Source organism: Paenibacillus uliginis N3/975, from assembly GCF_900177425.1.
In the GTDB taxonomy this organism is placed as follows: domain Bacteria; phylum Bacillota; class Bacilli; order Paenibacillales; family Paenibacillaceae; genus Paenibacillus_AQ; species Paenibacillus_AQ uliginis.
On the sequence record NZ_LT840184.1, the window covers coordinates 3,915,465 to 3,941,419 of the forward strand.

Annotated in this window: 31 protein-coding genes; 2 read left to right on the forward strand and 29 right to left on the reverse strand. The window is 46.9% G+C overall.

Annotated elements, in window-relative coordinates; translation table 11 throughout:
- Positions 1-68 precede the first annotated feature (68 nt).
- From B9N86_RS18580 to B9N86_RS18705, 26 genes are all read right to left on the reverse strand, one after another.
- Positions 69-941, reverse strand: a complete 873-nt coding sequence (locus tag B9N86_RS18580; protein WP_208914628.1) for a TlyA family RNA methyltransferase — start codon at positions 939-941, stop codon at positions 69-71.
- 20 nt (positions 942-961) lie between these two features.
- The gene (gene dxs, locus B9N86_RS18585; protein WP_208914629.1) at positions 962-2,869 is read right to left on the reverse strand and encodes a 1-deoxy-D-xylulose-5-phosphate synthase; all 1,908 of its coding nucleotides are present in this window, start codon (positions 2,867-2,869) and stop codon (positions 962-964) included.
- Positions 2,870-2,985: 116 nt separating this feature from the next.
- Positions 2,986-3,861: a polyprenyl synthetase family protein gene (locus tag B9N86_RS18590; protein WP_244562751.1), complete on the reverse strand. Its 876-nt coding sequence runs from the start codon at positions 3,859-3,861 to the stop codon at positions 2,986-2,988.
- 22 nt (positions 3,862-3,883) lie between these two features.
- The gene (gene xseB / locus B9N86_RS18595; RefSeq protein ID WP_208914631.1) at positions 3,884-4,141 is read right to left on the reverse strand and encodes an exodeoxyribonuclease VII small subunit; all 258 of its coding nucleotides are present in this window, start codon (positions 4,139-4,141) and stop codon (positions 3,884-3,886) included.
- The gene (xseA, locus tag B9N86_RS18600) at positions 4,131-5,501 is read right to left on the reverse strand and encodes an exodeoxyribonuclease VII large subunit (RefSeq protein ID WP_208914632.1); all 1,371 of its coding nucleotides are present in this window, start codon (positions 5,499-5,501) and stop codon (positions 4,131-4,133) included. Before xseA ends, xseB begins: the two co-directional genes overlap by 11 nt.
- 1 nt (position 5,502) lies before the next feature.
- Positions 5,503-6,360 (reverse strand): bifunctional methylenetetrahydrofolate dehydrogenase/methenyltetrahydrofolate cyclohydrolase FolD, encoded by an 858-nt coding sequence (gene folD, locus B9N86_RS18605; protein WP_208914633.1) that lies wholly within the window; start codon positions 6,358-6,360, stop codon positions 5,503-5,505.
- A gap of 38 nt (positions 6,361-6,398) precedes the next feature.
- Positions 6,399-6,857, reverse strand: coding sequence for a transcription antitermination factor NusB (gene nusB, locus B9N86_RS18610; protein ID WP_208914634.1), 459 nt, complete (start codon positions 6,855-6,857; stop codon positions 6,399-6,401).
- Positions 6,858-7,024: 167 nt separating this feature from the next.
- Positions 7,025-7,258, reverse strand: a complete 234-nt coding sequence (locus tag B9N86_RS18615) for a DUF2273 domain-containing protein (protein ID WP_208914635.1) — start codon at positions 7,256-7,258, stop codon at positions 7,025-7,027.
- A 15-nt stretch (positions 7,259-7,273) separates the two neighbouring features.
- A complete protein-coding gene (gene amaP / locus B9N86_RS18620) occupies positions 7,274-7,813 on the reverse strand; it encodes an alkaline shock response membrane anchor protein AmaP (protein ID WP_208914636.1) in 540 nt (179 codons plus the stop codon).
- Positions 7,814-7,880: 67 nt separating this feature from the next.
- On the reverse strand, positions 7,881-8,294 hold the full coding sequence (locus tag B9N86_RS18625) for an Asp23/Gls24 family envelope stress response protein (protein WP_208914637.1): 414 nt from the start codon (positions 8,292-8,294) through the stop codon (positions 7,881-7,883).
- Positions 8,295-8,411: 117 nt separating this feature from the next.
- Positions 8,412-9,755 (reverse strand): acetyl-CoA carboxylase biotin carboxylase subunit, encoded by a 1,344-nt coding sequence (gene accC / locus B9N86_RS18630; RefSeq protein WP_208914638.1) that lies wholly within the window; start codon positions 9,753-9,755, stop codon positions 8,412-8,414.
- Positions 9,756-9,808: 53 nt separating this feature from the next.
- Positions 9,809-10,306, reverse strand: coding sequence for an acetyl-CoA carboxylase biotin carboxyl carrier protein (gene accB / locus B9N86_RS18635; protein WP_208914639.1), 498 nt, complete (start codon positions 10,304-10,306; stop codon positions 9,809-9,811).
- 173 nt (positions 10,307-10,479) lie between these two features.
- Positions 10,480-11,292, reverse strand: a complete 813-nt coding sequence (locus B9N86_RS18640) for a SpoIIIAH-like family protein (protein ID WP_208914640.1) — start codon at positions 11,290-11,292, stop codon at positions 10,480-10,482.
- Between the two features lie 57 nt (positions 11,293-11,349).
- Positions 11,350-11,988: a stage III sporulation protein AG gene (spoIIIAG, locus tag B9N86_RS18645; protein ID WP_208914641.1), complete on the reverse strand. Its 639-nt coding sequence runs from the start codon at positions 11,986-11,988 to the stop codon at positions 11,350-11,352.
- 14 nt (positions 11,989-12,002) lie between these two features.
- Complete coding sequence (gene spoIIIAF, locus B9N86_RS18650) at positions 12,003-12,722, reverse strand: stage III sporulation protein AF (RefSeq protein WP_208914642.1); 720 nt, start codon at positions 12,720-12,722, stop codon at positions 12,003-12,005.
- Positions 12,723-12,747: 25 nt separating this feature from the next.
- Complete coding sequence (gene spoIIIAE / locus B9N86_RS18655; RefSeq protein ID WP_208914643.1) at positions 12,748-13,944, reverse strand: stage III sporulation protein AE; 1,197 nt, start codon at positions 13,942-13,944, stop codon at positions 12,748-12,750.
- A gap of 16 nt (positions 13,945-13,960) precedes the next feature.
- Positions 13,961-14,350 (reverse strand): stage III sporulation protein AD, encoded by a 390-nt coding sequence (gene spoIIIAD / locus B9N86_RS18660; protein WP_208914644.1) that lies wholly within the window; start codon positions 14,348-14,350, stop codon positions 13,961-13,963.
- 8 nt (positions 14,351-14,358) lie between these two features.
- Positions 14,359-14,562 (reverse strand): stage III sporulation protein AC, encoded by a 204-nt coding sequence (gene spoIIIAC, locus B9N86_RS18665; RefSeq protein ID WP_046680216.1) that lies wholly within the window; start codon positions 14,560-14,562, stop codon positions 14,359-14,361.
- 14 nt (positions 14,563-14,576) lie between these two features.
- The gene (gene spoIIIAB, locus B9N86_RS18670) at positions 14,577-15,095 is read right to left on the reverse strand and encodes a stage III sporulation protein SpoIIIAB (RefSeq protein ID WP_208914645.1); all 519 of its coding nucleotides are present in this window, start codon (positions 15,093-15,095) and stop codon (positions 14,577-14,579) included.
- Positions 15,088-16,086, reverse strand: a complete 999-nt coding sequence (gene spoIIIAA / locus B9N86_RS18675) for a stage III sporulation protein AA (protein WP_208914646.1) — start codon at positions 16,084-16,086, stop codon at positions 15,088-15,090. The genes spoIIIAB and spoIIIAA overlap by 8 nt, the downstream gene beginning before the upstream one ends.
- An 87-nt stretch (positions 16,087-16,173) precedes the next feature.
- Positions 16,174-16,440 carry a YqhV family protein gene (locus tag B9N86_RS18680; protein ID WP_208914647.1) on the reverse strand — a complete coding sequence of 89 codons (267 nt, stop codon included), beginning with the start codon at positions 16,438-16,440 and terminating at the stop codon, positions 16,174-16,176.
- A gap of 247 nt (positions 16,441-16,687) precedes the next feature.
- Positions 16,688-17,941, reverse strand: a complete 1,254-nt coding sequence (locus B9N86_RS18685; protein WP_208920529.1) for an aspartate kinase — start codon at positions 17,939-17,941, stop codon at positions 16,688-16,690.
- Positions 17,942-18,359: 418 nt separating this feature from the next.
- Complete coding sequence (gene efp, locus B9N86_RS18690; protein WP_208914648.1) at positions 18,360-18,917, reverse strand: elongation factor P; 558 nt, start codon at positions 18,915-18,917, stop codon at positions 18,360-18,362.
- A 56-nt stretch (positions 18,918-18,973) separates the two neighbouring features.
- Complete coding sequence (locus B9N86_RS18695; protein ID WP_208914649.1) at positions 18,974-20,044, reverse strand: M24 family metallopeptidase; 1,071 nt, start codon at positions 20,042-20,044, stop codon at positions 18,974-18,976.
- Between the two features lie 89 nt (positions 20,045-20,133).
- Positions 20,134-20,580: a type II 3-dehydroquinate dehydratase gene (aroQ, locus tag B9N86_RS18700; protein ID WP_208914650.1), complete on the reverse strand. Its 447-nt coding sequence runs from the start codon at positions 20,578-20,580 to the stop codon at positions 20,134-20,136.
- Positions 20,581-20,657: 77 nt separating this feature from the next.
- Positions 20,658-21,155 (reverse strand): YqhR family membrane protein, encoded by a 498-nt coding sequence (locus B9N86_RS18705; RefSeq protein ID WP_208914651.1) that lies wholly within the window; start codon positions 21,153-21,155, stop codon positions 20,658-20,660.
- A 167-nt stretch (positions 21,156-21,322) separates the two neighbouring features.
- Between B9N86_RS18705 and B9N86_RS18710 the strand changes: the two genes are divergently transcribed.
- Entirely contained in the window at positions 21,323-22,315 is a 993-nt protein-coding gene (locus B9N86_RS18710; RefSeq protein ID WP_208914652.1) for a DUF1385 domain-containing protein, read from the forward strand.
- A gap of 7 nt (positions 22,316-22,322) precedes the next feature.
- The gene (locus B9N86_RS18715) at positions 22,323-22,661 is read left to right on the forward strand and encodes a hypothetical protein (RefSeq protein ID WP_208914653.1); all 339 of its coding nucleotides are present in this window, start codon (positions 22,323-22,325) and stop codon (positions 22,659-22,661) included.
- Positions 22,662-22,715: 54 nt separating this feature from the next.
- On the opposite strand, the gene B9N86_RS18720 is transcribed toward B9N86_RS18715, so the two are convergent.
- From B9N86_RS18720 to mntR, 3 genes are all read right to left on the reverse strand, one after another.
- Complete coding sequence (locus tag B9N86_RS18720; protein WP_208914654.1) at positions 22,716-23,639, reverse strand: patatin-like phospholipase family protein; 924 nt, start codon at positions 23,637-23,639, stop codon at positions 22,716-22,718.
- 78 nt (positions 23,640-23,717) lie between these two features.
- Entirely contained in the window at positions 23,718-25,295 is a 1,578-nt protein-coding gene (locus tag B9N86_RS18725) for a family 10 glycosylhydrolase (protein WP_208914655.1), read from the reverse strand.
- Positions 25,296-25,372: 77 nt separating this feature from the next.
- The gene (gene mntR, locus B9N86_RS18730) at positions 25,373-25,798 is read right to left on the reverse strand and encodes a transcriptional regulator MntR (protein ID WP_208914656.1); all 426 of its coding nucleotides are present in this window, start codon (positions 25,796-25,798) and stop codon (positions 25,373-25,375) included.
- Positions 25,799-25,955 lie beyond the last annotated feature (157 nt).

Genomic DNA, 25,955 nt, shown 5'->3' on the forward strand with positions numbered 1-25,955 from the left:
CATTTTCACCTCGAACTTGTATTCGCGGATGAATAGAACAACTCCTTTTTTTCAGCAAAAGAAACTCATCACTTTGATGAGTTTCCCGTAAATGTATGAGCCGCCTGCTGTACAGTACTGTCAATCCATTGGCCCAACTGATCCGGGACTTGTTCTAAAGCATTCCCCGGTTCTTCCGATTGGGCTTGACTCTCCGGCATAATTCGCCAGTGAGCCAGAAATTCTATATTCCCTTCTCCCCCGGTTATGGGTGAGAAGGTAAGTCCTTTTAACTCAAACCCTAATTGATGAGCAAAAGTAAGCACATGGGTAAGAACTTCACGGTGTACTTTAGGATCTCTTACAACCCCGGATTTACCAACCTTTTCCCGACCTGCCTCAAATTGCGGCTTGATTAATGCTGCAACATCCGCAGGCTTTTGTAGCAGCGCCATGAGCGGCGGTAGAATAATCCGAAGCGAGATAAAGGATACGTCAATACTGGCAAAATTCGGAATCGGACCCAGCAGATCATCGGGTGTCATATATCGGAAATTAGTCCGCTCCATGACACAGACTCGATCATCGTTTCGAAGTGACCAGTCCAGCTGATTATAACCAACATCAATGGCATATACGTATTCTGCCCCGTGCTGCAGCGCACAATCCGTAAAACCACCCGTTGATGATCCAATGTCCAGCATCGTCCGTCCTGTCATGTCGATACCGAACGTCTTTAGTGCTTTTTCAAGCTTCAACCCGCCTCGGCTTACATACGGATGAACCGATCCTTTTACCCTAAGTTCCGACGATCTAGGTATTTTCATACCAGCCTTTTCAATACGCTCACTTCCGGAGTACACGAGGCCAGCCATGATGGCCGCCTTGGCTTTCTCCCGGCTTTCGTAAAAGCCCTGCTCCACGAGCAGGACGTCAATGCGTTCTTTTTGTGTCGAATCCATCTTTGTCTCCTGATCTGTCATTAGGACGAGAAGCTTCTCTTGCCTGCCGACGTTGAGCTGGAAGAGATTAACCCCCGGATTTCAGCGCATACCGCCTCAGTGGTCAAGCCTACCTCAGTCCGCTGTTCCTTGATGCTTCCATGCTCGATAAAGCGGTCCTCAATTCCCATAAGTGATACGACTGCATTATGGGTTCCCTGAGCCGCAAAAAATTCTAATACAGCACTTCCAAGGCTTCCCGCTTGGGATGCCTCTTCCAGCACGACCATAGCGGTACCCGAAGCTGCCAATTTGCTCAGCATTTCTTCATCTAAAGGCTTTAAGAACCGGGCATTTACGATTTGGACCTGGATTCCTTCGCGTTTCAGCATATCTGCCGCTTCTTCAGCCAGTTGGACCATCGGACCCATTGCCAGAATGGCACAACCTTCCCCGGAACGAACCATCTCCCATTTTCCGATTGGGATAGGCACGAGCTCTTTATCCATGGTGACGCCGGCTACATTGATTCGCGGATAACGATAGGCAATCGGCCCATCGTTGTATTCAAGCGCCGTCTTCATCATATGACGCAGTTCGTTCTCGTCTTTCGGCATCATCAGTACAATATTGGGGATATGGCGCATAAATGCAATATCATATACGCCCTGATGAGTTTCTCCATCCGGACCGACAAAACCTGCACGGTCAATCGCAAACATCACGTTTGCATTATGACGGCATATGTCATGGACGATCTGATCATAGGCACGCTGCATGAACGTGGAATACACGGCGTATACCGGTTTCATTCCTTCCATGGCAAGTGCTGCACACATGGTTGCAGCATGCTGTTCGGCTATCCCTACATCGATCATGCGCTCCGGGAACTTCTCGCTGAATGGAATCAAGCCCGATCCGCCCGGCATAGCTGGGGTTACAGCTACAATCCGCTTGTCCTGCTCCCCGAGCTCTACCAATGTCTGACCGAATATCTCTGTATACATTGGATTGCCGACTGCCTTTAATACTTGGCCAGATTCAATCTTATAGGGCGAAATACCGTGCCACTTATGGGAATCGGATTCTGCAGGACGGTAGCCTTTGCCTTTGGTTGTAACCGCATGAATCAGTACTGGACCATCGACATTGTCAGCCTGACGTAAGGTGTCGATCAGTTTGCTTAGATCATGCCCGTCAACAGGTCCCAGATACGTAAATCCGAGCTCTTCAAACAGAACGCCAGGTACCATCATGTATTTAAGACTGTCTTTCATCCTCTCAGCTGTCTTTGCGAGTTTGTCGCCGATGGCCGGAATTTTCTTAAGCAGGCTCTCGACCTCATCTTTAGCCCGAAGGTAGTGCCGATCAGAACGGATTTTGCTCAAATAATTGTGCATGGCACCTACATTAGGTGCAATCGACATTTCATTGTCGTTCAGCACGACCATCAGCTTCTTCTTCTCGTGACCGATATGATTGAGTGCTTCGAAAGCCATTCCTCCGGTCAATGCGCCATCTCCAATCATGGCGATGACACGATTGTTCTCACCTTTCAAATCACGCGCCAGCGCCATTCCCATAGCTGCCGACAAGGATGTGCTGCTGTGTCCGGCTTCCCAGACATCATGTTCACTTTCGGCTCGTTTAACGAAACCGCACAATCCTTTATGTTTCCGCAATGTATCGAATTGGTCCATTCGACCAGTCAAAATTTTATGAACATAAGCTTGATGACCCACGTCGTATATCATCTTGTCCCGTGGACTTTCGAAACAATAATGCAAGGCCAGCGTGAGCTCAACCACTCCCAAATTGGATGCGAGATGTCCACCCGTGACAGATAGCTTCTCAATCAGAAACTGACGGATTTCTCCTGCAAGATCAGCTAATTCGCCAACTGATAGTTTTTTTATTTGATCTGGATGTTTAATATTCGGAAGCAGCACAAAAATCTCCCCGCTTTCCTTGTTTAAGTTTACATTTCATAAACAGCCCACCATTTCTTTGAGCTCATACATGAGACATTATATCATAAACAAACTGCTTGCACGTAATCCCCATATCAGTGATCCCGAGACTTAAGAAAATCCGCAATCTCGATCAGTCGAAGAGGATCAGCAAACCCAGCGCCTGTAACAACCGCCTTCGCCTCAGACGTCAGACGCTCGACCTCCTCCTTCGATGCCTCCAAACCGATAAAGTAAGGATAAGTCACCTTCTGCTGTTTAACATCACTCTGTGTCTTTTTCCCCAGCTTGGTTTCATCCCCTGTCAGATCAAGAATATCGTCCTGAATCTGAAAAGCCAGACCTATATGATGTCCATAAGTTCGGAGCGCATCCAATTGCTCGTCTGTTACCCCGGCTATCCTTCCTCCAGCGATCAGGGAAAACATAATTAAATCACTTGTCTTGTGGAGATGGATGTATTCCAGTTGCTCCAAGCTTGTTAAGCCCTGTTCCCCTTCCATATCAGCGACCTGTCCGCCAACCATTCCCCGGGGACCTGCATATACGGCAAGGTCTTCCACAATCGACAACACACGCTCTGCAGGAATGCCATGCTTACGGCTCGCTTGAATCACACTGTAAAACGCATGTGTTAGCAGAGCATCCCCAGCAAGTATCGCAGCTGCTTCTCCAAACACCTTATGATTCGTAGGTTTCCCGCGCCGAAAATCATCATTGTCCATCGCAGGAAGATCATCATGCACCAAAGAGTACGTATGTACCATTTCAACTGCACACGCTACCGGAAGAGCTGCCTCTCGGGTTCCTCCACCTGCCTCACAGGCGGCAATGACCAGTAAAGGACGCAGCCGTTTGCCGCCAGCCATTAATGAGTAGTTCATCGCTTCCTTAAGACTGGAAGGTATATCCCATTCCTTAGGCAAAACATCGGACAGTGCTGTAGAGACTATATCACTTATCTCATTCATATAATTATCCAATGGATGACGATTATTCACCATTCTCACCCGTTTCGTCAAGCATATTGCCGAAAGGACGACGTTTCAACTCTCCGCCCTCCTCAACGATCATTTCAATTTTCTGCTCCACTTGTTCTAATTTTTGACTGCACATTTGGGATAAGCGCATTCCTTTTTGATATAAATCAATGGCTTTTTCCAAAGGTACGTCGCCATCTTCCAGCTGACCGACGATCGTTTCCAGCTGAGTCATTGCTTCTTCAAAGCTCATTTCCGTTTCATTCGTCACGATTGTCATCCTCCTTCATTCCCCACACTTGACACTGCAGTCGGCCATCACTAACTTTCACATTCACCAGATCTCCTGGTTGTACATCATTTAATGATTTGATTAATCTGCGTTCCTGCTCATCATATACGAGACTATATCCGCGTGACATAACTTTAAGCGGACTCAGTGCATCCAAATGTCTTATCTCTGACTGTAGATGCTGGATTTTCCCGCGCATAAGCGATTGCATGGCAGCTGTCAGCTGACGGTGAGCACCATCCCACCGACGGGAGGCTGATTCCACCTGCACCTGCGGATTAAAGCGAATCAGACCTTGCTTCAGTGATGCTTGCCGCTGACGGCTTAGTGAAATATTCGTTCGCAACGCCCCTTGAAGGCGTATTTTCAGCATATCCAGACGTTCCGCATGCTGTAGCATATACCTTCGTGGATAAACAAGTACAGGGGAGCGCCGTAGTGCAGCCAGTCGTTCCCTGCTCCGTCCCAAGCGCTGCTGCAATCCTTGCTGAAGCTGGCGTTCAAGCTGATTAAGGCGTGCCTTGACCTCAGAGGCATTCGGAACTGCAAGTTCGGCAGCGGCCGTTGGAGTTGCAGCACGGAGATCAGCAACAAAATCCGCAATCGTAAAGTCTGTTTCATGTCCAACAGCCGAAATAACCGGAATCATGGACTGATATAAAGCCCGAGCCACGATTTCTTCGTTAAAAGCCCACAGCTCCTCAAGAGAGCCTCCGCCCCGGCCTACAATAAGCACATCCGCTTCTCCCATCTCATTCATCGACCGAATCGCTTTAACAATCGCAGGTGCAGCACCTTTGCCTTGCACTAATACCGGATACAAGATGACCCGTACCTGAGGATAACGTCTCTTGATCGTAATCATAATATCTCGGACTGCTGCTCCGGTCGGTGATGTAATCACCCCAACAGTACGCGGGAACAAAGGAAGCGGCCGTTTACGCTCAGCTGCAAACAACCCTTCTTCCTCCAGCTTCTTCTTTAGCTGTTCATAAGCGAGATAGAGACTTCCGATACCGTCAGGCTGCATATGTAGCGCATAGAACTGATACTGTCCATCACGCTCATACACAGACACGTTTCCACGGGCTATGACACGGGAACCTTCTTTCGGTATAAACGGCAGCCTCTGGTTGTGAGCCGCAAACATGATGGCGCGGATCCGGCTGCCTTCATCCTTAAGCGTAAAGTACATATGGCCGCTGGAGTGATGGGTGAAGTTCGATATCTCACCCCGAATCCACACGTCCGACAACCGAGAATCGCCCTCCATCTTCATCCGGATGTAACGGTTCAGATCCTTCACGGATAAGACATGTTGTTGATCTACAGACTTCATCTTAATCTATTCCATTCAGCCGCTTGGAAGCGAACAGCGTATTTTGCATCAGCATCGTGATTGTCATTGGGCCGACACCGCCTGGAACAGGCGTAATGTATCCTGCGACTTCCTTGGCACTATCGTAATCTACGTCACCAGCAAGCTTTCCGTTATCCAAACGGTTCATTCCCACATCAATGACAACAGCACCCGGTTTTACATAGCTTGCATCAATCATTTTGGCTCTGCCGATCGCTACAACGAGAATGTCGGCCATTTGGGCAATTTCATTCATTTTGTCTGTCCGGGAATGACACATGGTCACCGTGGCATTCTCACGCTGCAAAAGCAGGGATACAGGTTTACCAACGATATTGGAACGTCCGATCACAACCGCATGTTTTCCGGCAATTTCAATACCTGTCCGCTTGATCAACTCGATAACGCCTGCTGGCGTACAAGGGAGAAGACTATCGTCTCCAATCACGAGATTACCAACATTTATCGGATGGAATCCGTCCACATCCTTTTCAACAGCTATGGCGTTAAGTACGGCTTTTTCATCAATATGCTTAGGAAGAGGAAGCTGAACCAGAATACCGTGGATGTTGTTCTGACCGTTGAGCTTGTCCACTAATGCCAGAACATCTTCCTCGCTGGAAGTATCAGACATACGATGTACTTCTGAGTAGAAACCTAGATCGTGACATGCCTTTTCTTTGTTTCGAACATACACTTGGGAAGCAGGATCTTCTCCGACCAGTACGACAGCTAAACCAGGACGAAACCCTCTGCCGGTAAGCATTTGTACTTCTTGTGCAATATTTCCCCGAATATCCTCCGATATCGCTTTGCCACTAATGATGTCTGCTGTCATTTCAACCTCTCCCCTTTATCTCAAAAATAAATTCTATACTAAGTCTTCTTGATCTTCGCTTTGACTTCATCGAGTTCCTGGAGCATTCGACCCAGAACACCGTTAACGAATTTGCCGGATTCATCCGTACCGAAATGCTTCGCAAGCTCGATGGCTTCGTTTACAGCCACTTTTCCAGGCACGTCTTCACGATAGGCAAGTTCATATGCCGCCAAACGCAAAATTTGACGGTCCACACGGGACAAACGGCTGACCTGCCAGCCTTTCAAGTACTGGGTCAAAACGGCATCAATTTCCTCTCTTGCCACCCATGTGCCGTTAACAAGTTGAAGCACAATTTCTTTAACCTTGGCTTCATCACCAATTACCCGCTCTGTCTCGTTCTCCTCTGCAGCTTCGGAGAGCAACATGGATACGGCCTCTGCACTGTCTACTTGGTTCATTTCCATCTGATACAGGCTCTGAACGGCAATCTCTCTTAGTACACGTCTTTTCATTATGTTCCTCCTGTGGACCTTGTTGTAATCCATTTTGTGTTTAGTATGATCAATGAATGATTGATAAATATCAGCAAAAAAAAACCTGTGAGCGGCTCTCTCCGCAAAAACGGGCGAGATACAGCATGTCTCGGCTATTTTTTCCGGAGAAAGCATATCACAGGGTTTCATTTAAACGGCCGCCAACGCTCAAACAGCCAGCGCCCCCACTCCTGCCAATGAAACAGGGGGCCCTGCCGTAAGTCCCTTCGTTTACCGAAGGTATAGCCGATAAATACCACTAATGCAAAGAACAGCATATCCCAAAAACCGGATAATAAATAAATCAGGCCGCATATAATTCCGCTGGTTATACCAAATATACGCCCGCCGTGACTCTCCCACACTTGTTTCCATGGCATTCGGGAAGTTCACCTCTATTCCACGCGGCTCTTGAAGCTTGGTGCCTGAACCACGTTTGCTATATAGACAGATACATTTGATACGGGAATTCCCGTCGTATCCTCTACAAAATCATGTACTTGCTTCTGAACATCTGTCGTTAGCGTAGGAATAGACTCCTCACCGTCCACGACAGCACGAATAGCAATCTCTAATCCGGACTGGGATACCTTAATACGTGACTTCAAATCTTTGACGCCGCGTACCCTGGAGGCCGCTTTCAGACACAAGTTTTCGATAGTCTCCACCGAAATTTGAATATCTCCAAATTCCGTCCGCTGATCGATTGAATTCGTAACCGTGCGGTCGCGGCGAATTGAGATGTAGAAAAATCGAATGCTTAGCAAAAACAGTACGGACGCCACTATAATTCCTGCCCAGAAGAACTGTCGTTCCTGATTATACGTTAGATCATACGGTATAGCGCCGCTCAAGAGGAGGATGGCAACTACAGAAATCACGCCGATACTCAGGCTGTATATAAACAGCATAAGTCTGTCCACAATTTTAGCCACGAACAGCACAGCCTCCTTAAAATTAGATTAAACCCTCGACATGTCTGTCGGGGGTTAGGGTATAGCATTATTTCACTCGCTGAACCACGTCAATATCTTCGCTCTTCTCGGAGGATTTCACGAATTGAACGTCATGAATATGTACGTTGACTTCTACTACAGTCAGTCCAGTCATATTCTCGATAGAACGTTTCACGTTGCGCTGGATTTCTCCCGCTACTTCAGGAAGACGATGACCGTATTCCACGATTACCGATACATCCACAGCTGCTTCACGCTGTCCAACTTCAACGGAAACTCCTTTAGACAAGTTCTTGCGTCCAAGCAGTTCGACGATTCCGCCTGCAAACCCACCACTCATTCCCGCAACACCTGACACCTCAACTGTTGCAAGTCCTGCAATCACTTCAATAACTTCCGGGGCAATTTGAATCTGACCAATTTCTGTGCGTTCAAATTCCGTCGGCAATGACTCTACCATGTCTCAACACACCTTTCAAAAACAAGTTTGCGGATGCATAGGACGAATCAAGGCATCCGCTTCTTATTCACTTACTATATCATCTGCCAATGCTAATGACAAACGATAAAAGACACATTAAATCTCATTCTCTTCCAAAAATTTAATGTCAAAGTCACCCTTCAAAAAGGTCGGGTGATTCAGTAGCTTCTGATGGAATGGAATAGTTGTATAGATTCCGTCTATTTCAAACTCCATCAGAGCACGCTTCATTTTTGCAATGGCTTCCTCTCGGGTTGGTGCCCAAACGATAAGCTTTGCAATCATGGAGTCGTAATAAGGTGAAATCGTATATCCAGGATAAGCTGCACTATCAACACGAACACCAGGTCCTCCTGGAGGCAGATAGAACTGTATCGTTCCCGGTGCAGGCATGAATCCTTTATCCGGATTCTCCGCGTTAATGCGGCATTCAATCGACCAGCCGTTGATAACGACTTCTTCTTGGGTAAAAGATAACGGATGACCTTCAGCAACCGATATCATTTCCTTAATCAGGTCGACACCTGTCACCATTTCCGTTACCGGATGTTCAACCTGAATCCGGGTATTCATCTCCATGAAATAAAACTGCCCATCCGAACCAAGTAAAAACTCCAGCGTACCAGCTCCCGAATAATTAACCGCTTTAGCTGCGCGAACAGCTGCTTCTCCCATACGGGTCCGCACATCCTCGGTCAGCACAGGACACGGTGCTTCCTCAACAAGCTTCTGACGGCGACGCTGTACGGAACAATCACGCTCTCCCAGATGTACGGCATTACCGAATTTGTCGGCAATGATCTGGATTTCAACATGCTTCATCCCGGTTAAATATTTCTCGAGGTATACACCGGCGTTGCCAAAAGCTTTCTGTGCTTCCTGCTGCGCTGTTGTAATCTGCTTGATGAGTGATTCTTCATCATCAGCGATCCGGATTCCCTTACCGCCACCGCCAGCAGTAGCTTTAATAATAACAGGGTAACCGATATCTCTTGCGAGCATAACAGCTTCATTCAAGTCCTCGACCAGACCGTCGGAGCCCGGTATAACCGGCACCCCTGCGTCTTTCATCGTTTGCTTGGCAACAGCTTTGTCTCCCATACGGGTAATCGCATCTGCAGACGGACCTATGAAAGTAATGTTGCACGATTCACAAATCTCAGCGAAATCGGCATTCTCCGCAAGAAATCCATATCCCGGGTGAATTGCATCACATTCAGTTAACGTAGCAACGCTCATAATATTAGTAAAGTTCAAATAACTGTCTTTGGAAAGGGTCGGACCAATACAATAAGCTTCATCCGCAAGACGAACATGCAGAGAATCACGGTCAGGCTCTGAATAGACAGCCACCGTGGATATTCCAAGCTCATGACAGGCCCGGATAATACGAACAGCGATTTCACCACGGTTCGCTATCAGCACTTTCTGAAATGTCATGCAGGTAACCTCCTTCGGACTCAAGTAGCTCTTATTCTCGGCGAGTATGGAATTCAATCCGGTCTCACCAGAAATAAAGGCTGTCCGAATTCCACAAGCTGCCCGTTTTGGGCCAGAACTTCTACAATTTCCCCTTTGATATCAGCATCCAACTCATTCATGAGCTTCATAGCTTCGATAATACAAACGGTTGTTTTCTCCTCCACCTTGTCACCTGAGCTAACAAACGCCGGAGCTTCAGGGGAAGGGGAACGGTAAAAGGTTCCTACCATCGGCGACGTGATTTTATGTAGCGAACTTGCTGTATCCAGGTCGGAAGATTCCGTGCTGGCTGTGGCAGGCTGGCTTACCGCTGCAGTCGGCTGAATAGCCTGAGGCAGTACTTGAGGTGCAGATATGAACCCCTGAGGAGCTGTCTGGAGGTTTACAACCTCAGCAGCACGAGGTTTCTTGATGGATAAACGCGTGCCCTCACTCTCAATTTCCAGCTCCTGTACGGAGGTTTGATCCACAAGCTTGATCAATTCCTTAATCTCGCTTAATTTAAACATTCTCGACTCTCACTCCTTCACTTTCTTGGAAGCCCTACTTCGGACAGTCAGTCAATAGCTTAGAGTATTATATCACAATCCAAAGAAATGGAAAGAGTCCAAGAGAATCCCCGGACTCTTTCGATTTTTTTCGGTTGAAGGGGACAGTATTCGAGCTTTTAAGCGTTGTAATGTTATGGAGTAACGTATTGAACGCTCACTTTATCTTGGCCCACTTTTAATTCTTTCATTACCATATCCACGATACCAGCAGCCCGCTTGGCGTCCAGCTGATCACTCAAAACCACAACATTATATCTGTCATTTTCCTCTTTTACAACCGCATTCTCGTATTGCTGCTGCAGTTCTTCCTCTATACTCAGCAGAATAATCTCTTTTTCTTCCAGCTGATTTAACTGCTTGGTTACCTGTGCAGTCTCTTCGGCCGTGCTGTTCTGGTTACCCAACTTCGACATTAACTCATCATGCAGCTTCATGTTTTTGTTAGAGCGATCAAGTTGATAAGACTCCAGCTTACTGGATGCCGAATTTGCTTGAGCAGCAACCTGATTCAGCACATCTTCTTCGGTTTTGGCAGAGTCTTTCGATTCTGCTGATTCGTCTGCTTTTGCCTTTGAATCTTTCGCTTTGGTATCTTCAGCTTTTACGTCTCCCGCTTTTGGATCAGCAGCATTGTCCGGTGCCTTGTCACCTGCAGCTTGATCTTGTTTATCCGTTTCTTTAGTGCCTTCGTCTTTCGCCTCGCTTCCAGTTTCCTCACTGGCACCAGAGTCTCCTACGATCCCTTCAGGAGTTATTTCATTCAGAACCAGTTCATCACTTTTAGCTGGTGCTCCCTCTGATGATTTTGGGTTGCTCGCCTGTGTGCTTTCAGCTACTTTAGGAGCCGATGGACCGGAGTCATCCGTAAAAAGATAGTATGCGGAAAGAATGACCATGAGGCTTAACATTGAAACTAACCAGATTGTTTGTCTTTTGTTATTCATTTAGAATACTTCCTCCTTTAAATAACTGCTTGAATAAGGATCGGTTTGCAATCTTTTCTATTCCTGCTTACGTGGGACAACCGATATTTTGTAACTAGGCACATTCAATCCTCTCTGAACGGCATCCACGATCAAACTACGCACGACTTCATTTTCCGCACCTTTAGCCACAACCAATACTCCGCGGACATGAGGTTTCACCTTTTTGGTTATGATAGGTGTCTGGTCACCGGAGGCATCGTAGGTTACGATCTGTCCGTCACGGATATAACTTGTTGCATGCCTTTTACCGCCATTAGCATCAGTCTCTTCTGTCAACTCTTGGGTATCCTTTACATTCCGCTGTACGATGATTTCTTCCGTTGATTCCACCGTCACCATCACATCTACAGCTCCGACACCAACAATCTGCTCGAGCATCACTTTCGTTCTGCCCTCAAACTCCTGCTCTATGCTTCCAAACTCGCTGCCTCCACTTCCAGCCGGGGGTTGTACAGATGTCGTCACCGCTTGTTCCGGCGGTTCTCGGCCGATGTTCTCATTATCGAGCTTTTTCACATGAACAAAGGAGTTAAACAGCATGATGGCAACCCCGATGAGGCCAAGTATGATCAACCAGCGGAAGGTTTGCATTCTTTTGACCCCTCCGGCTCCACCACCCAACCATTGTTCCACCTTTTTCAGCCATTTCCCCAATATCCTCACCTCCGTCACAATTTGGTTTGAGTCTCACTTCCACTTGAATGTATCGATATTTGATCGGGTTTCAGATCCCAGCGGCTGCGTAAGAGATCCCTGACAGGGGCTTCTCTGGCCTCCAAGGCGGCATCCGCTTCCAAGGAATCCTCGTCCCTGGTTTTATCATCCTTGGAACCATTACGGTTAATCTCCACATTGACACGGATCGTATCCACCGGTTTCACAGGTTCCGTACCTTCAACTGAGGGGTTCTTTACTGCTTCAGGTTTAACCGGATCCCTCAGACGGACTTCAACCGAAGCGATAACCGCACTAACTGCAGAACCTTCTCTTGGCGCGGCCAGCACCACTTTCACTTCCTCAACCGGTTCCCCTATTTCAGCAGTAATTTGATCTTTCATCTGCCGAGCTATCTCTTCTCCAGCCCACTGTAAACTTTGCTTTTGCTGAACGTTTTTCAATTTCTCCGCCTGTGCCAGGATATGCTCCAGCTCCGCTTCCTTTGGAATGCTCTTGTTGCTCTCCACACGTTCGAGATCAAGGGCCAGCTGTTTTTCCGGCGGCTCCGTCAGAAAGCTGATTAACGGCCGGAGCAGTGCCAGCAGAATCAGCATGCTCAGCACCAGTCTGGCGTACCGCTGCATCGTCTTGCTGGGTAGGATCAGATCAACGAAGGCTGCAAACATAACGACCATGATTACGCTTTTCAGCCAGCCGCTTAGCCATTCCATATCGATCCTCCCCTTTCCTCGTTACTCACCTCATCATGACAGTGACGTTAGCGGTGGTCAGTATTATCGTGATTGCCAGAAAAAACATCATGCTAACCGCAGCCAAAGCAGCAAATACATACAGCATCGTTTTGCCGATGGTGTGCAAGCAGGTAACGATCGGAGTTTCCCCAAGCGGCTGCATAACTGCTGCAGCAACGTGGTATATAAGAGCCAGGATCAGAATCTTAATAGCCGGAAATGCGCAAAGGAACAAGATGATAATGACGCCTGCCAGTCCGATCGAGTTTTTTACGAGTAGGGATGCCGAGATGACTGTGTCGGTAGCATCAGCGAACATTTTTCCGACAACCGGCACGAAGTTTCCTGTAACATACTTAGCTGTACGTATGGCTACACCGTCCGTAATAGAGCTAGTTATTCCCTGAACTGAAATCACCCCGAGGAATACGGTCAACAGAACCCCCAGAACACCCATTCCAATTCCTCGAAGCAGATTTCCAAGTTGAGTCAGCTTGTACTTCTCGGACAAAGAGCTAACAAGATGCAGAACAGCTGAGAAGAATAATAACGGAAACACGATCGTGCTAATTAGCGTTCCTACGGTATGTACCATGAAAATGACCAAGGGATGTGCTACAGAAACAGTGACGATATTCCCCATCGATGCAAGCAGTGCGAACAGCAGCGGCAGCATGGCCATCATAAAATCAATCATTCGGTCGATCGCATCCCTGGCATAACCGACTGCAACATTAAAACTATTGACGGCTATAACTAGCACGACCATGTAACAGATCGTATACGCAACCCGGCTTATCGTACTTTTCTCAAAGGCCGTTTGTAAATTTTCCAGAATCATACTCAAAATACTCAGCATGACAATCGTAGCCAGCAGCTTGCCGTTGTACAGAACTTCATGCCACATGAAGCTGCCGATTCCAGAAAGTACACCCTTCAGGCTTAAACCTTGTCCCCCAGGCAGCAGCATATCCATGAGAGACGGAGTCCTGCCTTCTGGAAAAAAACCACCGTAATCCTTCATCAACTGGTCCCAGTACTCTTCAACTTGACCGGTGGGAAGCTCTTTCGTCTGCTGTTCTATCCATTGATCAGCCGGTGAGTCCGCATAAGCTGTGGAACCCATGCCGATGAATAACAGCAACAGGAGCATCAACAATCTAATCAGGGGCCTTATGTGATGATGCCGACGTTGGATCATACTATCCCCCGCTTTCTCAGGCCGGAAGGAGCTTCAGAACCGTCTCAATAATGATGCTGATGATCGGCACGGCGAGAACCAGAATTAGTACTTTTCCCGCCATTTCTATTTTGGAGGCAATCGATTCTTGCCCAGCATCCCTCACGACCTGCGCCCCCATTTCGGCTACATAAGCTATTCCTATAATTTTCAGCACTGTTTTCAGATAGATCACTTGAACCCCTGAACTCTGAGCGAGTTCTTCCAACATCCGAATGACATTCCCGATTTTACCAATGAGGAAGAGAAAGATCATGACACTGGTAGAGACCGCCAGCAAAAAGGCAAAGATCGGCTTCTGTTCCTTGACGACAAGAATGAGAATGGTGGCTATTAAGCCGAGCCCCACCACTTGGATGATTTCCATAGTTCCACCTACTGGAAGAGGAATATCGTTTTAATTTCCTGAAGCAGATCATCCAGTAGCCGAACGACCATGAACAGGACGACGACGAACCCGATGAGCGTAACCCAGTGCGCCATATCCTCTTTTCCCATTTGTTTCAGCACTGTATGAATCATGGCTATGATAATGCCGATTCCTGCAATCTGGAAAATGGCATTCACTTCAATGTTCATTCCTTGGCACCTCGCTAAAAGATCAAAATGACGACCAATGCTCCAACAAGCAGTCCCAAGCTTTTGCTCATTTTTTCATATTTGGCTTGGTCCTCTCTAGCCGCCGCTTCCTCATGTTTGAGCTGGCTGGCGGCCAGTGCAATATGCTTCATCTGGTCCTGCCTGTCGCTGGTGCCAAGCACGCCGCTTAGCTGCTCCAACGCTTCTCTTTCGGCGGATCTCATGCTGGTCCGTCTCCAATGCGCATTCAAAGCTTTTCTTATGCTGTCCTGAGCAGATAAACCATACTGTGGACTCATGTATCCGGCTGCAGCCGTAAACAACGATTTCAGCGGCTCACGCAAGCCTTGTCCGATCCGCTGAAGCGCTTCAGGCAGCGGGGTAAAGCCATAGCTGATCTCCGTCTCAAGACGCTGCAAGGCTAATATGAGTTCCCGGATTTGTCTAGGCCTAGTTGCGAACTGCTGGGCTTGAAAAAAACCAGCTAACGTTCCGGCCACCAGTACGATGGCCGCCCCTAACAATTTAAGCAAGGGCATCACCGCCCTGACCTCTGCCCCCAGCAGTCTGAAGCGTCCGCTGTCCGCCATCCTGAAGCCGGAAAGATCTCCCCTCGCCGTTTCGGGCAAGTACAACGTACATCTCGAACATCCGATTATCCACAAGTCCCGCCAGACCAGGTCGCCCTCTCATATCCTGAACCGATGAACCGTGTGCAGTAGCGATAACACTGATCCCGGCGTGAAGCGCCTCAGTGACAGCCTCGGCATCCTCTGGCCGCCCAATCTCGTCCACAATCAAGACATCCGGTGACATGGAGCGGAGCATCATCATCATCCCCTCAGCCTTGGGACAGCCGTCCAACACGTCTGTTCTCGGTCCGACATCAAAACCTGGCACACCGCGCTGACAACCTGCGATTTCAGAGCGCTCGTCAACAATACCTACCTTCATTCCTGGCCAGTGAATGTTAGATCTTCCCCAGAAACCGGAGCTGATCTGTCTTGCAAGATCCCGGACTAGCGTAGTTTTTCCATGCTGCGGAGGAGACATAATGAGCGTATGCAGTACTCTTTTTCGCTTGGTGTCCAGCAAGTAAGGCAAAATTTCATCTGCGGCTCCTTTTATTTCCTTGGCTATCCGGACGTTGAAACCGCTAATATCCCGGATGTGCTCGACTTTCCCACCGCTTAGTACCGTTCGGCCGGTAAGACCGATTCGGTGCCCCCCTGGTATGGTGATAAATCCTTTTCTCAGCTCTTCTTCCATCGTGTAAAGAGAATGGTTGCTTATGAGATCCAGTAGTCTGTGTCCATCTTCCCGGGTCGGCTTGTACGCTTCGTCTTGTATCAGAATTAGTTCACCGTTTCGGCTTACGAAGTGAAACTTGCCCCCAGTATTAATTTCCAGCGGACGGTCCTCCCGAATACGGACTTCTTCCAAGCCTTCCAGAACATCTTTCGGCAGGTTCAGCAGAAGCTGTTTTACGTTCTCGGGAAACAGCTCCAACCAATTCATTGTCATTTTGGCTTCCCCCAAGCAGTCCTTTTGGTGAAGTACTTCTTATCCTCATGTGTATGCTTGTACTCCATATTTATGCCAGCGAATCTATCATTTTTTTAATATCCCGTATAAAAGAAATGCCACACCGCACAAAATCCAGCCGATCTTGCCCCAAGATAACTTATCAGCCATACCGACGAGTCCGATGGTGGTCGTCAGGATCAGGATAAGCGGTCCCGTAAAGGCCAGTGCCGAATTGACTGCCAGCGCTTTATCAACTTGGTTTAATCGGAGCATAATGAGCGCTGCCGCAATCTCCAAGCTGCCTGAGAATATCCTCAGCGATGCCATACCGGTAACAAACTTGTCCAGCATTCTGGAACCTCCTTTTTACTAGATGTGACATGAAGAAACGCCTTCGACGTCCTTTTTAAAGGGCGGCGGCGTTCTGCGAGAAATATAAGCCAAGTATGCAATATGAAATTTACACTTTTTTATATTTTAAAATATGCTCCACTCTCTTGATTTATCTCTACTTTTTTGCATATTCATAGAAAAAGAATGGAACGCCAAAAATCCCGGCCTATGAAAGACCGGGATTAAAAGTAATAGTTTATGCTGTTTATCTGCGCTCCTGCGGGCCTCCAACAGTCGCCTGTTGATCCGTATCCAGCCCGTAAGCGGTATGAAGCGCCTGAACTACATTTTGCAGGTTCGAGCCGTCAATAACACACGAAACCTTAATTTCAGACGTACTGACCATCTTAATGCTGACGCCCTCTCTTGAAATAACATCGAACATTTGGGCTGCTACACCTGGATGACTGACCATGCCGGCTCCGACGATGGACACTTTAACCAAGTTATCTTCGAAAGTGACTCCACGGAACGGCAGTTCATCTCGAATTCCTTCAATAACAGAAAGTGCACGCTCACGGTCACCAAGAGACACCGTAAAGGAGAAGTCAGCCTCGCCGTTCAGAACACCGCTCTGTACGATAATATCGACGTCGATTTCTTCCTTAGCGAGTTCTCCGAACATCTTCGCCAAGACTCCCGGAAAATCGCCTACTCCCAAAATGCTGATTCTCGCAACGTTTTTGTCGTAAGCGATCCCGCTCACCACCACACCTTGTTCCATGTTAGCTTCCTCCTTAACAACCGTTCCCTCGTTATAATTAAAGCTGGATCTGACAACAAGCTGAACCCGGTTATGCTTCGCATACTCCACAGCACGTGGATGCAGTACAGCAGCACCCAGATTTGCAAGTTCCAGCATTTCATCGTAGGAAATCTCATTCAGCTTTCGTGCACATTTCACGACACGAGGATCAGTCGAATAGATGCCGTCTACATCTGTATAGATCTCGCATATATCAGCATGAATGGCCGCAGCCAGCGCTACGGCTGTTGTATCCGAGCCACCGCGCCCGAGTGTCGTTATCTCTCCATCATCCGACATGCCCTGAAAACCTGCGACGATAACAATTTTCCCATCGTCTAGAGCTTTTTTAACACGAATCGGTGAGATATCCGTAATTCTGGCTTTCCCATGAACCGGCTCTGTACGGAAACCAGCCTGCCATCCCGTATAAGACACCGCCTCACGCCCCAAACTGTGAATTGCCATCGACAGCAGGGACATCGATATCTGTTCACCTGTAGTCATCAACATATCCATCTCGCGCGCGGGAGGATTTGGATTCAATATTTTTGATTGGTCGATCAACTCATCCGTCGTATCCCCCATTGCTGACACGACAACTACACACTGGTGACCCTCATCTTGCTTCTCAACGATTCTTCGGGCGACGCGCTGCATCCGTTCCGTATCCCCCACGGAACTTCCTCCGAATTTCATGACATACAGTGACAACGCTTCCTTCACTCCCCACTCTTGTTCAATATTTATCAGTTGGTTTCTCGCTTTAAATCAGTATAATACGAAAGTGCTTGGTTGCGTCAAGAATTTTCAGATAAGATTCAGAAAATTCGACAAATATTTTCTTTCAGAGGTGTTTTTTTATATTTTATGAGATACTGGCTTGGAAATAAACCTTAAAATTAAAAGGCTGCCCCGGCAGTTGAGATTCGACTTTCGGACAGCTCCTTGAGTTTATCTGTTGTAAGACGCTACGAGTACGAATCGTTCCTCCAAACTCTCTTGCCCCCGAATTTCTTGAATTATTTCTTAGTAGAATGGAATTCTTTGACTACAAAAAAAGCAGGCACCCAAAAGATGAATTCTTGGGTAACCTGCTTATTTCTTTATATCTAAGTGATGCCCTTGTCAATTACGCACGGGAGATGTACTTGCCTTCACGGGTATCGATGAGCAGTACATCTTCTTCGTTAATGAAGAGAGGAACTTGTACGTTCAGTCCGCTTTCTACTTTGGCATTTTTGGTAGCGCCTGTAGCCGTGTTGCCTTTAATACCAGGCTCTGTTTCAACGACCTTCAGCTCAACGCTGTTTGGCAGGTTAATTCCCAAAATTTCACCCTGGTAGCTGATAATATGAACATTCATGTTCTCTTTCAGGAAATTCAGTTCCCATTCAAGCTGTTCGCTAGTCAAGCTGAACTGATCATAAGTTTCGTTGTCCATAAATACATGCTCTTGACCGCTAGCATACAGATACTGTACACCACGGTTCTCGATAATAGCCCGGCCAATCGTTTCACCTGCACGGAAAGTCTTCTCAACGGTGTTGCCGTTACGAAGATTTTTCAGCTTGGAGCGAACAAAAGCTGCACCTTTACCTGGTTTAACGTGCTGAAAATCCAATACGGTAAAAATATCCCCATCTACTTCTACGGTTAATCCTGTTTTAAAATCGTTGACTGAAATCATGCGATTCCCTCCTAGAGATAAGTTCATAGATTCGCTAGCTAATATTTATGCATTTATTAAAGGACGGTGTACTCCTTGCTTGAGCTCGTCAAGATATGAATACCCGTTTCGGTGATCACAATATCATCCTCAATGCGAACACCGCCGAGACCCGGCAAATAAATACCCGGTTCTACGGTTACAACCATACCCGGTTTCAATACATCATCGCTAAGCTTGGACAGACGTGGAGATTCATGAACCTCCATGCCAAGACCATGACCTGTACTGTGACCGAAATAATCACCATAACCATATTTTGTTATGATATCACGGGCAAGAGCATCCGCTTCGCGTCCCGTCATACCTGGCTTAATATGATCCAGTGCGTGAAGCTGTGCCTCCAGAACGATATCATAAATTTCTTTCAGTTTCGGATCCGGTGTGCCTACCGCGATCGTTCTTGTCAGATCGGAACAATATCCGTCCAGCAGCGCCCCGAAATCAAACGTGATGAATTCATCACCTTGGATAACACGCTCGCTTGCAACACCGTGCGGCAAGGCTGAACGCTCACCGGAAGCCACAATCGTGTCGAATGATGAAGACGTCGCCCCATGGCTGCGCATGAACATTTCCATCTGCAGATCAATTTCCCGCTCTGTCTTTCCTGTCTCCACAATACTTAAGACATGGCTAAAGGTGGCATCTGCGAGATCCGCAGCACGCTGCATAACCTTCAATTCCTCACTGTCCTTAAATATACGCAGTTCCTCTACAAGACCAGATACCGGAACTAGACTAACTGGCTTTAGCTGTTCCGTATAAGCAGCAAAAACTGCATATGTAACATGCTCCTGCTCAAAACCGAGGGATGTAATCCCTTCAGTTGCAAGTAGCTCTTTTACTGTGTCCATCACTTTGGCGCCATGCTCAACAACTTTAAATCCCGCAGCCTGTTGAGGAGCCTGTGTCATGTAACGAAAATCCGTCAGCAGATAAGATTGCTCGCGGATAATCAGCACATAACCCGCAGATCCGGTAAACCCGGTCAAATAACGCCGGTTGATTGGACTTGCAACAAGCATTGCAGACAATCCATGACTTTGTAGCTTCTCACGCAATTGTTTAACCCGTTTGTTAGCCATTTACTTCCGTCTCCTCTCCCCAAGAAGAAACACCTTCGTCGTCCTTGTTAAAGGGCGGCGGCGTTTCTTCGCGAAAAAAACACATTACTTTACGAATTTGGGCGTTCCAGAACGTCCATCAGTGCTATCAAGCCAAGCTCATAACTGGCAGCACCAAAACCAGAAATCTGTCCCACACAAACCGGAGCAATGACTGAGGTATGGCGGAAAGATTCTCTGGCATGAATGTTGGATAGATGCACTTCCACAGTAGGTACTTTTACAGAGCTTATCGCGTCGCGAACCGCATAGCTGTAATGTGTCAGTGCTCCTGGATTCAACAGAATTCCATCTGCCTGTCTCATTGCCTCATGAATCCGGTCAATAATTGCACCCTCGTGATTCGATTGAAAGAAGGTCAATTCGATTCCGGCGGTGTCCGCCTGTTTACGTAAACGATCCTCAATACTCTGCAGGCCTTGTGAACCATAAATCCCCGGTTCACGGACTCCCAGCAGGTTCAAGTTCGGTCCGTTAATCACCCATATGGATTTCATAGGGTTTCCCACCTTTTCGTCAAATAGCCAAATGCTATTTTACCATAGGCGACATCTTCTTGAGAAGTTTTTTTGCTTCAGCTCAGCACCTTCTGGGGTTCTCGCTGTTTTTCATCCGTATATTCCTGTGCTACTGTATATCCGATAAACAGACCCCACAGCAGGAACAGACATATTTCAGATATGTTTGTATCCCATGTCAGACGTTTAATGGGCAATGTCAAATGCAGAAATGGTTCGAGTACAATAAACAGTACAACCCACCATACAATCCCGTAGGCAATCCCCGGCCAAGGCCCCTTGGCTCTTCGTAAAAGATAAACGTAAACCAGTGATGCGATAACTGAGAGAACAATAAATGACAGCCATCCAGCTACCTGGCCAGCTGTACTTATTAAGAAAGAATGCTTGAAAAACGGCTCCAGGATAAATCCCGGAAGTATGGAACTAAAATGAAAGGCATAGAAAATCCAGCGGATTGCTCCCCAGATAAAACCTGCATAGAAGCCAAGCTCTAATGCGAAGAAAAAACGGTTGGTATGGATCCCTTCGGACCGATCATGTGTCTGATTCATCTTTACAGAACTCCCTTCAGCACTAACAGCTTTGCCTAAAATCTGAAACTTCTTTTTCACATAATTATTATGCTCCGTTCTTGTAAGCCTAATCCAACTAGAAATTACTTCAAAAATTCGCTACAATGGTATTAAAGTTCTTAATTTCAGACAGGAAGGTGAAATGGTTGTCCCAAAAGTCAGCTCCGGTTAGCTACGGTGGTCAAGCCGTCATCGAGGGTGTAATGTTCGGCGGCAAACATGTAAACGTCACGGCTGTTCGGAGAAAAAACAACGAGATCAAGTTTCTTGAGGTGCCTCGTGAAGACAAGACTTGGATTCGCAAGCTCCGTAAAATTCCGCTTCTTCGCGGCATCATCAGTCTAATAGATTCGAGCATCAAGGGCTCCAAACATCTCAATTTCTCAGCCGACGCTTATGCCGATGACACTCTGGAACCAGAAGAACGTGCACAGCAAAAAGAAAAGGAAGAATCAGGCTGGAGTCTCAGCATGATTATCGGTGTCGCAGCCGTCAGCGTACTTTCCTTTATTTTCGGTAAACTCTTGTTTACACTTGTTCCTGTATTTGTAGAAGATTTTTTGTTCGGTGACTCATTTGATCATTATGTACTTCATAATCTGGTTGAAGGCGTCATTAAACTCATACTCCTTCTTGCCTATCTATGGGGTATATCGCTTACTCCCGTCATCAAGCGGTTGTTCCAGTATCATGGTGCGGAGCATAAAGTGATTACGGCATTTGAAGCTGGAGAAGAACTGACCGTTAAAAATGTTCAAAAGCACACCCGGCTTCATTACCGTTGTGGTAGCAGCTTTATGATGATGACCATCGTGCTGGGCGTTGTCGTTTATTCCGTAGTGCCTTGGGATACGATGACAGAACGCATCATCCAGCGGATTGCTCTTCTGCCCCTTGTGCTTGGAGTGTCCTTTGAATTTTTGAAACTCACAAATTCCCTCAGAGAAGTTCCAGTTCTCCGTTTCCTTGGATATCCCGGACTCTGGCTTCAACTGTTGACAACAAAAGAACCGGCAGACGATCAAGTGGAAGTGTCCATTGCCTCCTTTAACCGGATGCGTGAGCTGGATGCCCAATATGAAAAAGTCACAGTTCAGCAGCCGATGGCAGGAAGTGTTCTGGATCCCGCGAAAGGATGAGTAATCCATGAAAAGGCTGAATATCCAATTCATTATTTTTTGGATCATGATTGCACTTGCTGCACTCGGAATTGTGTTGAATTTGTTTACACCCGAGTTTTTTATTCCCTTGATTGTGGTAGGAGTTGTGTTTATACTCTATAAGTTTCCACCATCCCGCTTCAGTAAGACTCAACGGCCCAAGATCAAACCTTCCAAGAAGACTGCTGCCAAAATGGCAGCCAGAAGTAACACATCACGGAAGAGTAGCGGCCCTTCACCGAAGCGGAAACAGTATCCATTTCAGGTCATTGACGGTCAGAAAGGAAAGAATGATCCGTCCGATGACGCACCCAAATATCATTAGAACAAAAACCGTCCGGCAGCGTTAATCGCGCATAGCCGGACGGTTTTTTATATCTTATTGACCTGGTCTCCACGAGGAGAAAAATTCCTTCCCCGCCTTTAAACCTGATTCATACAACTTCATGCTTTCTGCTGTTGAAAGATTGAAATGAGTTGTGCTAATACCAAGCGTAGGAATTTTGATGGTACGATCCCGATTTTGCTGCTCGATATAACGTTCATCATGTGCAGAGAGCATCGTTTCAAACATGGCTGTCAGCATGCTGACAGGCCCGTCAATGTGATGGGGATCATTTCGGTTCTTACCGACCATTTGAAACCCGACAACCGGAAGAGGTTCTGGTCCTCCTTTGGACTGACGGTCAAACAGCCAAAGCGGAAAGTTACTAAGCAAGCCGCCATCTACCACATAAACGAATTGCTCGTTGAAAGATTTCCCTCGAGCAGGTGCTCCAATCAACCGTAAGATGACAGGATCAAAAAAATAAGGAATGCTACAGCTCATGCGGACAGCCTTGGCTACCGGAAAGGTTGACGGGTTAATTCCGTAATGACGCAAGTCATCCGGAAGCACCAGAAGTTTACCATTAGTAATATCCGAGGCTACAATGTACAGCTTCCCGGCAGGAATATCAGAAAACGTAAATATTCCTTTATCCAGCAATATTCGGCGAATCCAGTTTTCCAGTGCTTCACCCGAGTACAACCCTTTTTTGATGAGTACTCTAAGTGCAGGACCTATGATTCGGGTGTTAAAGAAAGGTGCTCGCTTCAGTAATGATTGAAAAGGTGTTGCTTCAATAATTTTCTTCATTTCATCTGCTGTGTACCCTGCCGCCAAAACTGCAGCAACAATAGAGCCTGAAGATGTTCCAGCAACTCTGCTGAAATGGACTCCAGCAAGTTCGGCTGCTTTTACAGCTCCCGCCAACGAGATCCCTTTAACTCCACCGCCCTCAAATACGGCATTGATATGCATATGCAAATCCCCCGCCTCACATGGTCTATTGACTATGTATGTGAGCGGGGGATTAATCATTCCTATAGGACTTGCACGTTATGATTGATAATATAATTTCAATTGATCAAGAAGTCCGAGCGGATTGCTTATAAGGTTCTTTGCTCTGAAAAAGATACTTCCGTCTATTTCGTTGAACTGTTCGTTGTACTGTAATTGGGCAATAATTTCAGAAGCAGTGTGCCAGCTCTTCTCCTGTTTCAGATCTCCCACTTTATATGCGGCATGTCCGATCAGCAGATCTACATCTGTGCCCTTAACTTCGTTTACCCACCAATCTACCAGCTTATCGTAATCGGCGGCCGTAAAATTCATACTCCAGTAAATTTGTGGAGCAATGTAATCAATCCACCCATTACGAATCCAGGTGCGTAAATCTGCATACATGCTGTCATAAGCTGTCACTCCGGCCGACGTATCCGATCCAGTTGGGTCAGCTGATTTATTTCGCCACACCCCAAATGGACTGATACCGAACTCAACGGAAGGCTTGACACGGTTAATGCTATCTCCAAGAGTCTGTACAAACGTGTTAATGTTACCACGGCGCCAGTCTCCAATGTCTGTGAAGGAACCGTCATTGTAAGTTTTGTAAGTTGCTGCATCATTAATCGTTGCGTTAGAAGGATAGAAATAATCGTCTAAATGAATTCCATCAATTTCGTACCCACTTACGACTTCCATAATCGCATCAATGATATGCTGACGGGCTTCAGGTATACCCGGATTAATCATCAACTGGTTGTTCACTTTAATCATCCATTCAGGATGCGTCAGCGCGACGTGGTTTGGAGCCAATCCAGCCGTTGATGTTTCTGAGTTAGCCCTGAAAGGATTAAACCAGGCGTGAAACTCCATTCCCCTACGATGTGTTTCCTCTACCATAAATGCTAAAGGATCATACCCGGGATCAACTCCTTGTGTACCTGTCAACACTTTCGACCAAGGAACAATCTCGGACGGATACAACGCATCACCCGCTGGTCGAACCTGAACGAACACCGCATTTATACCCGTATCCTGAAGTGTGTCCAAAAGCGTCGTATATTCGTTCTGCTGCTTCAGAATATTATTTTTGGTTGAAGGCCAGTCCAGGTTAAATACCGTTGATATCCAAACGCCTCGTATTTTTTCATTATCTGGCACAGGAATACCGGGATCCACCGGAGGAGTTACCTGTGTACTGGTTAATGATATTTGCTGAGCCGCTTGATTCCATTTCACCGTCAATCCTAAATTTTCGCTTATAAATCGGATCGGCACCATCACTCTACTGTTTTTGATCTGTACGGAAGCATCCAGCGAAACGGATGAACCGTTAACGAGAGCGGTAGTTCGTCCCGAGGTCATAACAAGTTGTAATCCGTCTTTACTTACAGTTACCGTTTTAGATTTCTGATCCCAGTTAACCGAGGCACCTAATCCTTCGCTGATCACGCGGGTCGGAACCATGGTGACGTTCACCTTGGGCAATATGTATGGAGAAATATCGCTGTCTAGCTTTTGTCCATCCAGAAAGATGCTGATGCCCGGACTCTTTGCCTGCGCAGCAGGAACGACCGACGGGAGACATAATAACGACAATAACAGCACCAACAACCATCTTCGAAATTTCATTCCATAAATCCTCCAGCAATGATAGATTTGCAGGTAAAGTAAAAAAAAGCATCTGTCTCCAGTGGACAGATGCCCTGTTACGATTCGCTGACTAGCTCGTTGTGAATGTCACGCAACTTCTGGAGACGATTCTCGTCACGTTTGAAAAATTCTACTAGCGTTTCAATACGAGTGATGGAATCCCAGCTTAAATGATGCTCGATCCCTTCAACATCCCTATAAATGTTCTCTTCCTGAACACCAATCAGGCCAAGGAACTCTTCGAGCAGTTGATGGCGGGCCATTAACCGTTTACCCATCTTCTTGCCTTTGCTCGTCAGTACAAGACCACGATATTTTTCGTAAATTAAATATTCATCTTTATCAAGCTTCTGAATCATTTTCGTGACGGATGAGGGGTGAACCTCCAAGCCTTCGGCAATATCCGAAACGCGCGCATATCCCTTCTCGTCAATCAGCTTGTAGATGCGCTCCAAATAATCCTCCATGCTAGGTGTCGGCATCTTTTTCCCTCTTTTCTAAAAATTACGTGACTCTAATTTCCTTTTTACCTGCACATGTAATGATACATGTTTCAGAGAGCTCTTGGCAAGTCCTGGTCCAAAACCTTGCTCATTATTGGCACGGGTTGAAGCCGCTTTGCGTGAGCACAATATACAT